Annotated in this window: 17 protein-coding genes; 8 read left to right on the top strand and 9 right to left on the bottom strand. The window is 38.9% G+C overall.

The window, feature by feature from the left end; all coding sequences use genetic code 11:
• Positions 1–308 precede the first annotated feature (308 nt).
• Together MKY34_RS14305 and MKY34_RS14300 are read right to left on the bottom strand one after the other, a co-directional pair.
• Positions 309–1,496: a toxic anion resistance protein gene (locus tag MKY34_RS14305; protein ID WP_342511705.1), complete on the bottom strand. Its 1,188-nt coding sequence runs from the start codon at positions 1,494–1,496 to the stop codon at positions 309–311.
• On the bottom strand, positions 1,483–2,145 hold the full coding sequence (locus tag MKY34_RS14300) for a 5-bromo-4-chloroindolyl phosphate hydrolysis family protein (protein WP_342511703.1): 663 nt from the start codon (positions 2,143–2,145) through the stop codon (positions 1,483–1,485). The genes MKY34_RS14305 and MKY34_RS14300 overlap by 14 nt, the downstream gene beginning before the upstream one ends.
• A 262-nt stretch (positions 2,146–2,407) precedes the next feature.
• On the opposite strand from MKY34_RS14300, the gene MKY34_RS14295 reads away from it, so the two are divergent.
• Positions 2,408–2,701 carry a DUF1033 family protein gene (locus tag MKY34_RS14295; RefSeq protein WP_342511701.1) on the top strand — a complete coding sequence of 98 codons (294 nt, stop codon included), beginning with the start codon at positions 2,408–2,410 and terminating at the stop codon, positions 2,699–2,701.
• Between the two features lie 126 nt (positions 2,702–2,827).
• Here MKY34_RS14295 and MKY34_RS14290 read toward each other — a convergent pair whose 3' ends face one another.
• The 4 genes from MKY34_RS14290 to MKY34_RS14275 all read right to left on the bottom strand — a co-directional run bounded on the left by MKY34_RS14290 (position 2,828) and on the right by MKY34_RS14275 (position 6,374).
• A complete protein-coding gene (locus MKY34_RS14290; protein ID WP_342511699.1) occupies positions 2,828–3,499 on the bottom strand; it encodes a hypothetical protein in 672 nt (223 codons plus the stop codon).
• 110 nt (positions 3,500–3,609) lie between these two features.
• Positions 3,610–5,211, bottom strand: coding sequence for an ATP-binding cassette domain-containing protein (locus MKY34_RS14285; protein ID WP_342511697.1), 1,602 nt, complete (start codon positions 5,209–5,211; stop codon positions 3,610–3,612).
• 97 nt (positions 5,212–5,308) lie between these two features.
• Positions 5,309–5,854, bottom strand: a complete 546-nt coding sequence (locus MKY34_RS14280) for a site-specific integrase (protein WP_342511695.1) — start codon at positions 5,852–5,854, stop codon at positions 5,309–5,311.
• Positions 5,826–6,374 (bottom strand): hypothetical protein, encoded by a 549-nt coding sequence (locus MKY34_RS14275; protein ID WP_342511693.1) that lies wholly within the window; start codon positions 6,372–6,374, stop codon positions 5,826–5,828. Before MKY34_RS14275 ends, MKY34_RS14280 begins: the two co-directional genes overlap by 29 nt.
• A gap of 283 nt (positions 6,375–6,657) precedes the next feature.
• On the opposite strand from MKY34_RS14275, the gene MKY34_RS14270 reads away from it, so the two are divergent.
• The 3 genes from MKY34_RS14270 to MKY34_RS14260 all read left to right on the top strand — a co-directional run bounded on the left by MKY34_RS14270 (position 6,658) and on the right by MKY34_RS14260 (position 9,278).
• Positions 6,658–7,668, top strand: coding sequence for an S-layer homology domain-containing protein (locus tag MKY34_RS14270; protein ID WP_342511692.1), 1,011 nt, complete (start codon positions 6,658–6,660; stop codon positions 7,666–7,668).
• 664 nt (positions 7,669–8,332) lie between these two features.
• Positions 8,333–8,704 carry a hypothetical protein gene (locus MKY34_RS14265; RefSeq protein ID WP_342511690.1) on the top strand — a complete coding sequence of 124 codons (372 nt, stop codon included), beginning with the start codon at positions 8,333–8,335 and terminating at the stop codon, positions 8,702–8,704.
• Between the two features lie 157 nt (positions 8,705–8,861).
• Positions 8,862–9,278, top strand: a complete 417-nt coding sequence (locus MKY34_RS14260; protein WP_342511688.1) for a hypothetical protein — start codon at positions 8,862–8,864, stop codon at positions 9,276–9,278.
• Positions 9,279–9,586: 308 nt separating this feature from the next.
• Here the strand turns inward: MKY34_RS14260 and MKY34_RS14255 are convergent, their stop codons facing one another.
• Positions 9,587–9,763: a hypothetical protein gene (locus MKY34_RS14255; protein ID WP_342511686.1), complete on the bottom strand. Its 177-nt coding sequence runs from the start codon at positions 9,761–9,763 to the stop codon at positions 9,587–9,589.
• Positions 9,764–9,978: 215 nt separating this feature from the next.
• Here MKY34_RS14255 and MKY34_RS14250 point away from each other — a divergent pair, with 215 nt between their 5' ends.
• The 4 genes from MKY34_RS14250 (at position 9,979) to MKY34_RS14235 (ending at position 12,607) form a co-directional block, all read left to right on the top strand.
• A complete protein-coding gene (locus MKY34_RS14250) occupies positions 9,979–10,134 on the top strand; it encodes a hypothetical protein (protein ID WP_342511684.1) in 156 nt (51 codons plus the stop codon).
• Between the two features lie 133 nt (positions 10,135–10,267).
• The gene (locus MKY34_RS14245; protein ID WP_342511682.1) at positions 10,268–10,402 is read left to right on the top strand and encodes a hypothetical protein; all 135 of its coding nucleotides are present in this window, start codon (positions 10,268–10,270) and stop codon (positions 10,400–10,402) included.
• 57 nt (positions 10,403–10,459) lie between these two features.
• Complete coding sequence (locus MKY34_RS14240) at positions 10,460–11,650, top strand: MFS transporter (RefSeq protein ID WP_342511679.1); 1,191 nt, start codon at positions 10,460–10,462, stop codon at positions 11,648–11,650.
• 147 nt (positions 11,651–11,797) lie between these two features.
• Positions 11,798–12,607 carry an alpha/beta fold hydrolase gene (locus MKY34_RS14235; protein WP_342511678.1) on the top strand — a complete coding sequence of 270 codons (810 nt, stop codon included), beginning with the start codon at positions 11,798–11,800 and terminating at the stop codon, positions 12,605–12,607.
• Between the two features lie 83 nt (positions 12,608–12,690).
• Here the strand turns inward: MKY34_RS14235 and msrA are convergent, their stop codons facing one another.
• Together msrA and MKY34_RS14225 are read right to left on the bottom strand one after the other, a co-directional pair.
• Positions 12,691–13,206, bottom strand: a complete 516-nt coding sequence (gene msrA / locus MKY34_RS14230; protein ID WP_342515268.1) for a peptide-methionine (S)-S-oxide reductase MsrA — start codon at positions 13,204–13,206, stop codon at positions 12,691–12,693.
• Positions 13,207–13,387: 181 nt separating this feature from the next.
• Positions 13,388–13,486: a YjcZ family sporulation protein gene (locus MKY34_RS14225; RefSeq protein WP_342511677.1), complete on the bottom strand. Its 99-nt coding sequence runs from the start codon at positions 13,484–13,486 to the stop codon at positions 13,388–13,390.
• Between the last annotated feature and the right edge of the window lie 164 nt (positions 13,487–13,650).

Genomic DNA, 13,650 nt, shown 5'->3' with positions numbered 1-13,650 from the left:
AAAACTCTATAATAAATATAAAATCCGACAGAAAAAGCTGTGGAAATAGGAATAGCTCTGTAAAACCACCGATAATTTGACGAAACGACAGAGGAATCTGTAATATTATGTGTAGATAGATGTTAGCGTGCGGAAATCTGTAAAACAGTCTATCAATTTGTAGAATCGTATCATATACCACCAAACTGTAGCTGAATTTATGAAATATAGGGTAATCTGTAAAAAAACATCTATCCTTGTAAAATGATGAGGATAGATACGAAGTATGTAGTATGATGGAGTTTAAAAATAACCACACAAAAACCGCCTTATAAAGGGCGGTTTTGTGCTTTTTCATGAACTGCAAGCAAACGTTGTTTCAATTCTTCTTCCATGCGTCCAATTTCAACCTCGGCTGCCTTACGCTTTGCACGACCGTCAGCTTGAATGAGTAATGTTTCTTCAATCGTATGAATGAGATTTTCTTGCGTCTTCTTCAACGTATCAATTTCAATAATGCCTCGCTCATTTTCTTTTGCTGTTTCAATGGAATTGATTTTGAGCATTTCCGAGTTTTTTAGCAACAAATCATTCGTTGTTTTTGTCACGAGCTTTTGCGATTCAACGGCTTTCATTTGTCGATTTAATGTTAAAGCAATGGCAATTTGATTTTTCCAAAGGGGAATTGCTGTCATAATGGATGCTTGGATTTTTTCCGCAAGTGTTTGGTTTGTCTGCTGAATCATACGAATCTGTGGTGCACTTTGAATCGTAATTTGACGTGAAAGTTGCAAATCATATAACCGTTTTTCCAATCGGTCAAGGAACTGCGCCATATCATGTACATCTTGAATAGCCATCTGGTCGTTGGCCAATTCCGCCTGTCTACGCATTTCAGGGATAATGACATCAGCAATCTCATCCCGCTTTAGTTCAGCCGCCGCTATGTACACATTCAAAGCTTGAAAGTAGGTCTTATTTTGTTCATATAAATTATCGAGCATCTGTACATCTTCCAAAAGGCCGCGTTTTGAATGTTCCAGCTGGACACCGATTCGATCAATTTGCGTGCTGAGCTTCTGATATTTCGTCATCATTTCTTGTATGGAGCGGGTCGCTTTACTAAATAACTTACTAAGACCCGATTTTTTCTTTTCGGATAAATCCTCAGGGTCAATTTCAGAAAGCTTATTCATCAGATCTTTTAACACATCTCCGACAGGGCCAATGTCCTTACTTTGTACATGATCCAGCATCTGATGTGAAAACTTTGAGAGCTCGCCTTGTGCGTTGGCTCCGTAGGTAAGAATCGCTTCATAATTGCCTACTGGAATTTGAGCAGCTAGTTGCTGAGCTTTTTCTCTTTCCTCCACGGAAAGGCGATCGATTAGTTTAACGGAAGTCGTGCTCGGTTCCTTTTCCATTAGCATTTCTTTCGGTAATAGGGGTTCTTTTTGTAAATCAAATGGATTATCGAGTAGATCATCAAATGTTTTTATCGTATTATTTTCTGTCATCGGTTAAATCCCCTTTCATTTCAAGCAACGGTTTGTCTTTATTCATAATCACATCGACAAAGTCGATTTCTAATTGAAGCTGTTGAATATCAGGAGCGAGCGCACTACGCAAATCCCGTTCTAGCTGCTTATTGACATCGCCAAGTGTTTCGCGTGTATCTTGTAAAGCAATCCGAATTTCCTGATCTTTTAAAGGTTGATTGACAAGTAAGGCATATTTCGACGTCAATTCAACTGCGGAATCCAGGTGAGCATAGAAAAATTTCTCAACATGGTAAAATTTTTGAGGGTTTGTCCGTACAATGCCAAGAATTCGACGAGACAAGCTGTTCATCTCATGTAACTGCTTGAATGCCTGAACGGATCGAACCTGTCCATATAAACTATTGAGCCGCTTTATTTTCATTTTAGCGCTAGTGAGCTGGCTTTTGATATGTTTATATTCAGAACGGGACATGCCAAGTTCTTTTAAGTTGGATGTCAATTGGATTTGTTTAATAGTCAATGCACTTCCAAAGTAAATTCCAATCACTAGACCTGTCGCAGTGAAAAAGCCCATGCTCGTACCAAGCGTAAAATAAAGCCATGACCCGAAACCAATCGGTGCGGAGATAAAATGACGAGTGAAAAATTGTTTAATTCTTTTCATGGTGTGCTCAGGCCTCCTTTGACTATATACTTATACGTTTTAGAACGAATAAGGTTTCATATCGCTAGTTCAATTATACCCGATAAATGCAAGGGAGACATATCATTTGAATTAGCTTTGTCACGGAATTTGATAGGTGTCAATCGAGCGTGATTCAAAATCAGGGCGCAAGTGATCATAGGGAAAGCAATAAAGTGGACATCTGTTGAGAGTTTGCTAAAATGGAGAACATTCACCTAGAGGGACATAAGGGGGTAGGGATATGTTCGAAGTCATTTATATGAAAGCAGATTATGAGCCTTGGTGGATGTTTGAGGGGTGGGAAGAGACCATCCAATCCCGCGAACTATTCGATAACGTAACAGAAGCAGCGGAATGTCTGCGAGGCTTACTTGAAAAGCTACGGCATCATCATGATCATGAGATGATGAAAAAAGAATGTTTTTATGCATTTTGGTCTGACCGAGAAAAGATTTTTTGCGAGGGCTGTGATGAGGACCTTCAATTGTACCATGGTGTTTTGTTGATGAACGAAGGGAAGCCTATCGCCATCTAAATACATGAAGGCGAAGGCTCTATATGTGTAATCCAAGTGATTCACCTATTAAAAAAAGTGATTGGCTAGGTCAGTACTTTTTCTAATAGGTGAATTTTTATATTCTGTCAATAGGGGAAAGATTTTCTATTGATCGACTAATTTTAATGTAGAAGTGACACGAAGTTCTCCATCGTCCGTTTGCATAATCGCTTCACGTTTTACCTCTCCAAAGCCAGCTGCAAAGTATTTACGATTCACGATATCATTTTCTTTCATTTCAATTACAAATACATCGGTAAATACTTTATAAGGCGTTTCGAGCGTCACATCTGTATCGACGATAGTCCAATTGTTAAAGGATTTACCTTTGGTAAATGGTGCCTCTAGATAGATGTTGATGGGTTCCAGCGCATTTAGTTCTTCAAGGGAAGGGAAGTCTTGTTTTGTGTCAATGATGCCTGTTTCCATTAAAAAAATCGTATGGCTATCAATTTTATATATGTGTCGAACGAGCGAGCCACCATTGTTTTCGTGAATGATGACATAGTTCTCGAATGGCTGGGCGACTTCAATATCAAGCTCCGCAAATTCATTGCCTTCACCTTGAAAATGCGCCTTGGAGCCGTCGGGAAGAAAATAATCGAACATCGAAATTTCAGCATCCGTTTTTGTACCCACTGTGTCATTTTTCCCATTAGCATTATTACCACTGTTCTTAGTCCCCGAGTTATCTAAGGCAGTCGAATCGTTTTTGGTACAACCTACAACTAAAAAAGCTGCAACTAACAATAAAACGAAGAGATTCAGCTTTCTCATAAAAATCACTCCTTTTAGTTGTTTTACCCGATTAGACGTATTTCATGCATACGTGTTACACGAAAAAAGCCGTATCCCGGTAATAAAGGGAAACGGCTTTTTTATGACAATTATTTTTCTTGTTGGTCTTTCCACTCAAGATATTCGTCGTAGTTCATCATTTTATCAAAAATTGTACCGTCATCGTGAATTTCAATGATTCGGTTAGCTACTGTTTGAATGAACTGTTGGTCATGGGATGTAAAGATCATAGCGCCTTTAAATGCCATCAAACCATTGTTCAACGCTTGAATCGATTCAAGGTCCAAGTGGTTCATCGGCTCATCGAGTAGAAGAACGTTAGCACTTGTCAGCATCATTTTAGAAAGCATACAACGAACTTTTTCTCCACCAGAGAGGACAGAAGGCTTTTTGTTTACTTCTTCACCTGAGAACAACATACGTCCTAGGAAACCACGTAGGAACGTTTCTGTTTGATCATCTGGTGAATATTGGCGTAGCCATTCTACAAGCGATTGTTCACTACCTTGGAAGTACTCACTGTTGTCAATTGGGAAGTAGGCACGTGATGTTGTTACGCCCCATTTGATTGAGCCTGAATCTGGTTGCGCCTCTTCAGCAAGAATTTCAAGAAGAGCTGTTTTCGCAAGTGGGTTACCAAGAAGAATGACTTTGTCTTCTTTTCCAATCGTGAATGATGCATCTTTCAGCATGACTTTGCCATCTTGTGTTTTAGAAACATCTTGGATCGTCAGTACATCATTACCGATTTCACGTCCAATTTGGAAGTTTACAAATGGATAACGACGTGATGATGGTTTAATATCATCCAACTCGATTTTTTCAAGTGTTTTTTTCCGAGAAGTCGCTTGTTTAGATTTCGAAGCATTCGCACTGAAACGTGCAACGAATGCTTGTAGTTCTTTAATTTTTTCTTCTTTTTTCTTATTTTGATCTTGTGCCATCTTAAGTGCTAATTGGCTAGACTCATACCAGAAATCGTAGTTCCCTGGATAGATTTGAATTTTCGAGAAGTCGAGATCCGCAATTTGCGTACACACTTTGTTTAAGAAGTGGCGGTCATGGGATACAACAATGACTGTATTATCAAAGTTAATCAAGAATTCTTCAAGCCACTGAATTGCTTTTAAGTCTAAGTGGTTTGTCGGCTCATCGAGAAGAAGAACGTCTGGCTTACCAAATAGCGCCTGTGCTAAAAGCACTTTTACTTTATCGGAACCTGTTAGTTCAGCCATCGTTACTTGATGGAATTCTTCTTTCAGACCCAGTCCTTGTAAAAGGATAGCTGCTTCTGATTCCGCTTCCCAACCATTCAAATCACCAAACTCACCTTCAAGTTCAGCAGCACGCATGCCGTCTTCATCAGAGAAATCTTCTTTCATATAGATTGCGTTTTTCTCCGTCATAATGTCATAAAGACGTTTATGTCCCATAATGACTGTGTCGAGTACGACATTTTCCTCATATTCGAAGTGGTTCTGTTTTAACACAGCAAGACGCTCATCTTTGTTCATAATGACATTTCCAGATTGCGGCTCAAGTTCGCCCGATAAAATCTTCAAGAACGTCGATTTCCCCGCACCATTCGCACCAATCAGACCGTAACATTGGCCTGGATTGAACTGTATATTCACATCTTCAAATAGCTTGCGATCGCCGAATTGAAGGCTTACATTACTGACTGCTATCATTCAAAATCCCCCTAAATTCACAATGCTCCTATTATACACGTAATAAAACCTAGAAGCAAGAAAGCTTATGTTATCAGGGGGGAGAGGAGGCAGTTTACTAATTAGCCCCAAAATCAGCCCCACTTGCTTCTAGGCTCTGACTAAACAAGGTAACAGACTCTTGTTCAGATTCCTTTAAAACGTGTCCGTAAACATTATAAACCATTTCTGGTGTATTCACTAATCGCTCTGCGATCACATCGACATTGCGACCACGGTTTAATAGGATAGTACAGTGCGTGTAACGTAATCCGTGAAAAGTAATTTTTGGCAAGGCCGTCCGTTCAAGAATTCCTTTTAAAGAACGAATAGCACCTGAAGTGGGGGTAGCACCATGATCTGTGATAAACACAAAGGTTTCATCAGATATCTTTTCACCATAAGTAAACAGTATTTTTTTACACCACAGTGTATAGGATACTGATTGTTTTATAACCACTTCATCAACAGCAATTGTTCTAAACGAGTTTTTTGTTTTAAGCGGACGTACGCCATAATGATCTCTCGTTCTTTCAATTGTGATTGTATTATTTTCGAAATTAATGTCTTTCCATTGGAGCCCCATCGCTTCACCTTTACGTACACCGGTATAGGCGATAGTCAAGAAAAAAGAATTCCATTGTTTCCCCGAACTCTTTTACTTCATCCGTCATAAATTCCATCTCGGAAGTTGCAATTACAGCGTCATACATTGGCTCATCATCGTTAGGAACAAATTTATCCATATGAACGGTGAACTGCGCTATCTTCTTTTCGCTTTGCTTAATATTTATACCAATTGTTTTAGCGCCTTTTATATCTGCCTGCTGTACGAAATCATACGTTTGATTGACGACATGTTGCGTAGCCATTCCAGGCTGTGTTTTTTCGTTCATATTGAGGATAAGTATCACGTGGTCGTTTAGATCGATTGCATCTGTCACATCAATCTTTGTTGCGTATTCAAAGACAGTGGAATCTATCTTGCGCGTTGTTTCCTGCTCGGTGGCTCGTTTCTCAGCAGCTTCCGCTCTTTCTTCTTCGGTTAATTCTGGTTCGGGTGTAGGCTCTTCTTTCCCTTCTGGTTCCGATGCTTCAACTTTCTCAGGTTCTTCTTTTGGGATTTTCTCATCTTCGGCCCGCATGTAGCAAGTCCCATAATTACTGCAAGTATGATAAAAATAAAAGTTTTTTCCAAATCCATACATCCAATATTCTCCAATACTTCTATGGTACGGCATTCAGGGGTAATAGAAAACAACCATCTGCTAAGTTGGGTGACTACTTTGTTGCAAAAGACTACTACTCATAAATTGAGTAAGTTGCTTTTCAGGATATATTTACTACTATTTATTTTAAATCTAGACATTACGACTCCTATTCCTTACTATTTAAGGAGGCAGGATATAATTAGGAGGATGATAGAAAATGAAGCGAATATTACCAATGTTACTTGCTATATTGCTAGTATTCACAGGACTTGGGATAACCAAGACGAGTGCGGCAGGTTTTACGGATGTAATTGGATATAAAGAGGAGATTACATATCTTGTTAATCGCGATATAATTCGTGGTTATTATGACGGGACTTTTAGACCGGAAAATAATTTAACTCGCTTACAAGCTGTCACAATGATATTACGCCAAAAAGGGATTACAGATTTCACTGCACCAAATCCGAACTTCACAGATTTAAAGCCGGGTGATTATGGGTATGATATTGTGGCTAAAGCAGTCAGTTTAGGTATCATATCTGGTAAGACAGCATCAAATGGATCAAAATACTTTGACCCAGGAGCTTCATTAACACGAGGGCAGATGGCAAAGATTTTATCAGAGGGTTACGGATTAAAAAAGACTAAAGATGTTAGTTTTAAGGATGTACCATCTACGAGTAGTTACAAAGAATATGTAAGTATTTTAGCATCACAAAACATTACTACTGGTTATGATGATGGTACATTTAGACCGAGTGTTACTTTATCGAGACAGCATTTTGCGGTATTTATGGCACGTCTGCTTGATAACAAGTTTAAACCAATTATACCGAACCCGGACCCAGAAAAACCAGAACACGGGAAACCAAACATTCCTCATCCTGATGATATTAAACTACCTATTGGATGGGATAAGACGAAACAGGAGAGGCTAGTTAAGGAATTACAAGAAAAGAATGGTCACAATGTTATTGGTTCTGAAACTAGTGAAGGTTATTTTACGCTTAACCCAAGAAGTTACGGTTATGAAGGAAAACAAGATTTTAAGGAATATCTGGAGATGAGAGCTAGTTGGTTTGGAATTAGTTATGAACAATTTATCTCTATTATTAATCACGTGATTAATACGGGAGAAGTTTATGATGCAGGATCGCTCATAGTTTATTATGATTATTTGAGTGAGAGTTACGGTTTTCTGACTTATTCTTATAAAAAATATTAATTAGACATGAAGGGCTTGCTAATGATAAGTGGGTCCTTTTTGTTTAGTTATAAACAGATTAAAAAAACAGCCACCAGCTCGATTGAGTGTTGGTTGTTACAATTATTTTAACTTGAACTATTTATATGTGCGGTCGTAAAAAATGGATAAATGTATTTTGCAATAGCAACACTAGCCATTAATAAATTATGCCACCAAGCGTTTTTTATTAGCCCCAAAACAGCCCCGATGTAGCCCCAACAACATGCTTAACCATACTTTTTATTGCGTTATTGAATTAAATGTAAAACTCGTTAAACCGTTGAAGTGACTGGGTTTATAGTAGATTTAGGATGTTTAATGCATTGTGAAAATCGTATACACGTAATAAAACCTAGAAGCAAGAAAGCTTATTCTATCGGGATTCAGAGCGACTAAATGATGAAAGCTCACCAATTCACGCCCTCAATTCAATAAATAATGAGCCCATTGATTATTTTTTAGTGTTTTTATATCGAGTTTCTTTTGAAAAGTGTCCTCGCCTTCCAAACAACGAATCAGGATTAGAGGATATTTACTTTCTTTGACGAATATTGTTAAATGGGGAGACGTAGCACCACACGCTTAATAAAAATATTTATTGACCGATAACAATATTATTAAATAAGCTAAAGGAGATTTTAAATTGGATATTCAAGAGCTGGCATACAAAATCAACAAGAACATCGACGATCTGAACTTGGTTACTGCTAGACAGTATATTGAGGAGAATCTCATTTTACTAAATGACAACAAGCATCTTCTCCGTGGAAATGCGAGAGCATTGCTAGATTTTTTAACAAATAATACGGACAAAGAGTTTATTCAATTGGATCGCAAAGAATTGAATATTATTTATGCCATTAATACATATGCCTCGAATTTTGATGTAAGAGGCCTAAAATTATCAATAAAAAATCATGCAGATCTATTGATGAGGGAAGAGGTAAAACATCACTTGAATGCAGATGCGAAAACTTTATTAGAGGGAATGAATGCCATTCAAAAAGAGGATTGAATATTGATTTGCAAAATTACTTTAGACGCTCCGTAATGGGCGTTTTTTCTTTTCCTACTAAACTAAACTATTTTTCATGAATGTCTATACGATTGCCTAAACACTCTCTCCTGTTGTTAATACACTAGTAATAACAAATAGTAAAGGAGGTGAGCATATGCGTCATATTCAATCTGGGGAATGTCGAAAACCTAAATGTTGTGGACAAGACCATAAATTCAAGCGTATGGTTTTAACAACAGGTGTGTTAAATACGGTTGCTGATCAAACAGCAGCTCATATCGAAGTCGCAAACTTTGACCCGACTGAAACTTTTGAAGTAAGAGTACAAGTTATTAACTGGAATAGTGGTGCACCGGTAGTATTGCTCAATCAATTAGTTACACTTTTACCAAACCGGCATGTCAATTTAAGTCAAAACGTTACCGCATTCCACTATGAAGTTCGAATCTTTCATCCAGGAAGTCCAAATGTCATTGCTAATACGTTTGCAATCGATGCAGGAACTTTCACCCTGCCTGGTTTAACATTTAACCAAAAGGAACTTATGGAGTTAGACATCCCTTTCATGTAATTCTACATGTCTAATGAAAGATGCCGGCGTATGTTGTATAGTAGGCCAAGCACTAAGTTCATATCTACAAGATTTTATGATAAAAGAAAGACCACCTATTTCCAATAAGCTGCATATCTATACGATTGTCTCGATTTGTGGGACAAGGTCTATAATGCTAACATATTAGTAGGCTGAAAGGTTCAGAACAATTAAAAATTGTTTTTGAACCTTTTTCCTGTGAATCTAAGCCCAGGCCCAGTGCATTGCTTCCCATTCGACTCGGTATCAAGGCTCGGGAGTGTTGTATTATTACTCATAACCGCACATCACTCCTCTTTTGGCTTAAATTCGTCCCCGCGTAGTTTGTTTGAGATTTCTTTTAGCAATACGTTGCGTTGCTTATTAACATTAATCAAACTGATTGCAAACCAAATCGTAAAGCCGATAACTGCGAGATAAATCACAAACATTAATAGGAATGGTACAAGCGCTAATAATTCCACTGAACGCACCTCCTTACTTTTACATAGATCACTTCCCAAACGCATAACATTCACCAGGGAATTTTTTATTTGTTCAAGTGAAATATGTAAGTATTATAGCATGAAATAATTAATTAATTTAATATAAATTGCGGCTATGACAACGAGATGCTATAAATGTAGAAGTGGACGTACATTCTCTTAGATACACAAAAGAAGACATGGAGCTGAAGAGTATGCAGGGGCTAGAAAAGTATATAAACTCGGGTGATTTTGATAAAGCACAAGATTTATATAAGCATATGGACTTTCATACGTTTCATGCCAATTTGTTAGAAATTGCTTTTGATAACAGTGAAATCACTAATTACACTTTCATTGTCAGCAGATAAGTGTGCAAGGCTTCATGATTTGGCGTATCTCCTGTTATCCCAGCCATTATGTCATATTGAAGGGGCCTATGTATCCGCTTTGTATCACGCTAAAAAAGCTGTGGAACTAACGAATGAGCAGGATATCTCCTAGTTGGAAAACTTATTATTCTTGAACAGTGTTCCTGATAAGGTCGTGAGTGATGAAGAGGCTAGGAGAATTGCGGGAAAAATACGGCTAATAGATAGCAAAAATGAAGTTGCTAATGAGTTGTTGAATGGGGAATAGGACCTCTCCCTAAGGTTAGACTTAAAATCGAGTACTATCACTGAAAGGACTGTATACATGACGAAACAACTACATAGAAGAAATACGGTTCTTATGATTTTCACTATTTTTGCATTATCCATTAACATGCGACCAGCGATTACATCGATTGGACCGATGTTGGATACCATTCGAGAGCAGTTATCGCTATCTAATGCGCAAGTCAGTTTACTGACAGCGATTCCGGTTATTTGTATGGGCGTATTCGCGACGTTAGCGCCGTTTTTGAATCGGAAATACGGCTTATATCGAACGATGCTGACAATGATTCTCCTCGTTGGGATTGTAACTGCTTTGCGAGGTTTTATCCCCGGTTTTCCAGTACTCATTGGTACGGCCTTCCTTATTGGAATTGCGATTGCTGTGATGGGTCCACTTCTTTCAGCAATGATTAAACAAAATTTCCCTGATCGAGCCGCATCCATCATCGGTGTCTATTCATTCGGAATGGGTGTTGGTTCGGCAACCAGCGCGGGATTGACGGCCGTATTTTTTGAGGCTACAGGATCATACTTGTTTGCACTCAGCATTTGGTCTGTACTGGCTCTGATTGGGTTGGTAGCGTGGTTGTTTGCAATGAGAGCACAAATAACCGTGCAACAATTGCCTCCTGTTGTCGTGAAAAATCAGCGGGAAAAGATGAAATCTCCGTGGAAATCGCGAAAAGCCTGGCTCTTTTTACTCTTTTTCGGCTTGCAGTCATCGGCTTTCTTTTCAATCATTACATGGCTTGCACCCATTGCGATGGCAGCGGGCATGACGCTATTACAGGCGGGGACGCTTCTTAGCATTATGACTACTATCCAGATTTTTCTAAATATCTTATTACCGCAACTGATGCAACAATTCCCGGCACGGAAATTTTGGCTCTTATTTATGCTACTAGCTGGGATGCTGTCGCTCGGGTTGTTCTGGACAGGCAATCATTCACTGATGTGGATTGGGGCCGTGCTAATGGGGATTCCGCTCGGGGGTTTATTCCCAGTGGCGTTGCTATTGCCGCTTGACGAGACAGAAACCGCTGAAGAAGCGGGGGCATGGACCGCAATGATGCAAACCGGTGGATTCATTATGGGAGGACTGTTACCGCTCCTCATAGCACTGGTTTACGATTGGACTGCGAATCATACGTATACATTTAGCATTATGGTGGGGCTGTATGTTCTGATGGTGGTTTTGACATTTTTAATTGGCGATAAAAAAGAATGAGGAGTATCCTAGATGTCTAGTTCAAAACGACTTCAAGTTGTTTTGAACTAGACATTTTTTGTTTATTGACTTATATATATTCCATACGTATAATACCTAGTAATTAGATATGTTTAATTTATTATGAACATTGAAAGGGTGTTTACGATGACAAATACAGCGATTTCAGTTTATGCACATACAGGATTTCTTTCAGGTGCGCTACATCTTCCTGAAAAAGCGGTTCATGGGAAAGTGCCACTGATTATTTTACTACATGGCTTTATTGGCAATAAGGTTGGTGAACATCGACTTTTTGTGAAGGCGGCACGGCAGTTTACGGAGAAAGGTTATGGGGTGTTTCGTTTTGATTTTAGTGGCTGCGGGGAAAGTGATGGCGATTATGCAGATGTGACGGTTACACGTCAGTTAGGCGAGGTGCAGGCAGTGCTCGATTATGTATCAGCTTTGCCACATGTGGATGAAAATAATATCATTCTAATCGGTCATAGTCTTGGTGGGGCAGTCGCTTCCCTAACGGCAGCAACAGATGATCGCATTCGCAAGCTAATCTTATGGTCGCCAGTCGGCAAGCCGTATGAGGATATTACAACTATTTTAGGGAAACAAGCTGTGGAAGACGCAGCAGTGAATGGGAAAGTCGATTATCACGGATTTTACGTGAGTCAGACCTTTTTAACAGATTTGAAAAATCATCATCCGCTTGAAGCAATTCGCTTCTTTAAAGAGGCGGCTTTGATTATTCATGCGCAAGAGGACGAAGATATTCCAAAAGAACACGCTGCTCGCTATTTGGCATCATTGCACCAAAGGTCGGGACATGAATCTGCAAACGTCCATTATATTAAGCATGCAAATCACACGTTTTCCAGTTATACATTTGAAAATGAATTATTCAAAACTTCCATTGAATGGCTTGAAGATGAGGTTGCTTATCATGGAAAAATCGCTTTATAATATAAAGTGCCTGATTCTCAACCTATGCAAAATAGGTTGAGAATCAGGCACTTTTTATAAAATCATTTCTTTACTATAATGAATCATGTCCAATGGCTTTCAATAAATTCATCCCGCCCGGAACGTGCACGATCTTCTTCATAGTGTTCTTGTTCTTTCACATAATAGTCTTGATGGTACTCTTCTGCACGGTAAAATGTTTCAGCCGCACGGATAGGTGTCACGATTGGTTTGGAGAACATCCCACTTGTGTCCAGTTGTTTCTTGGACTGTTCCGCCGTTTTCTGCTGCTCATCTGAATAATAGAAAATGGCTGTTGAATACGAATGACCGCGATCTTGGAATTGTCCTTCTGCATCCGTAGGATCAATTTGTTGCCAAAACACCTCCAGCAATTTTTCATAAGGGAAAACAGTGGGATTGAACGTAATTTCGACAACCTCCAAATGACCGGTGTCGCCTTTTTTAACGTCTTCATATGTAGGATTTTCAACATGTCCACCCATATAACCAGATACTACGTCATAAATACCATCCCATTCTTTAAAGGGTTTTACCATGCACCAGAAACAACCGCCAGCAAATGCGGCTTTTTCCATAGTTATTTCACTCAAATTGAACAACGCCTTTCATTATCTACTTACTCCGATTGTACCATAGGCAGAATCATGGGAATAGTATTCATACGTAAGCAGTAAGAGCCCTTATAAGGCACTCTTACTGCAGAGGGCACCAGTGAGCGGTCGCTATTCGATTAGCTGTTTTTTATTAGGATATTTATTAGTAAATAAAGCTTGCGCCGATGATAATTAATAAAATGAACAATACAACAATCAATGCAAATGAGTTATTTGAACCACCATAACATTCGCGTCCCATAGTTTACACCCCCTTTCGCGAGGACATCTGTGTAGCATATGCAAAGTAAGCGTAAGTGGCATAGGGAAATGTCATGAATGCCATTATTTTATCTAGACTGGATTGTCATGGTATAATAACAAAATGCAACTAAGTGACTTCCTGTTCGTCCTAATAGGGAGATT

The sequence above is a fragment of the Sporosarcina sp. FSL K6-1522 genome, from assembly GCF_038622445.1.
Classification (GTDB): domain Bacteria; phylum Bacillota; class Bacilli; order Bacillales_A; family Planococcaceae; genus Sporosarcina.
The sequence above is the reverse complement of the archived record's forward strand: the minus strand, read 5'-3'. Positions and strand labels throughout refer to the sequence as shown.

Coding starts and splice junctions, on each gene's coding strand:
- MKY34_RS14305 (WP_342511705.1), bottom strand. CDS start 1,496: ATGACAGAAAATAATACGATAAAAACATTTGATGATCTACTCGATAAT.
- MKY34_RS14300 (WP_342511703.1), bottom strand. CDS start 2,145: ATGAAAAGAATTAAACAATTTTTCACTCGTCATTTTATCTCCGCACCG.
- MKY34_RS14295 (WP_342511701.1), top strand. CDS start 2,408: ATGTTCGAAGTCATTTATATGAAAGCAGATTATGAGCCTTGGTGGATG.
- MKY34_RS14290 (WP_342511699.1), bottom strand. CDS start 3,499: ATGAGAAAGCTGAATCTCTTCGTTTTATTGTTAGTTGCAGCTTTTTTA.
- MKY34_RS14285 (WP_342511697.1), bottom strand. CDS start 5,211: ATGATAGCAGTCAGTAATGTAAGCCTTCAATTCGGCGATCGCAAGCTA.
- MKY34_RS14275 (WP_342511693.1), bottom strand. CDS start 6,374: ATGCGGGCCGAAGATGAGAAAATCCCAAAAGAAGAACCTGAGAAAGTT.
- MKY34_RS14270 (WP_342511692.1), top strand. CDS start 6,658: ATGAAGCGAATATTACCAATGTTACTTGCTATATTGCTAGTATTCACA.
- MKY34_RS14260 (WP_342511688.1), top strand. CDS start 8,862: ATGCGTCATATTCAATCTGGGGAATGTCGAAAACCTAAATGTTGTGGA.
- MKY34_RS14250 (WP_342511684.1), top strand. CDS start 9,979: ATGCAGGGGCTAGAAAAGTATATAAACTCGGGTGATTTTGATAAAGCA.
- MKY34_RS14240 (WP_342511679.1), top strand. CDS start 10,460: ATGACGAAACAACTACATAGAAGAAATACGGTTCTTATGATTTTCACT.
- MKY34_RS14235 (WP_342511678.1), top strand. CDS start 11,798: ATGACAAATACAGCGATTTCAGTTTATGCACATACAGGATTTCTTTCA.
- msrA (WP_342515268.1), bottom strand. CDS start 13,206: ATGGAAAAAGCCGCATTTGCTGGCGGTTGTTTCTGGTGCATGGTAAAA.
- MKY34_RS14225 (WP_342511677.1), bottom strand. CDS start 13,486: ATGGGACGCGAATGTTATGGTGGTTCAAATAACTCATTTGCATTGATT.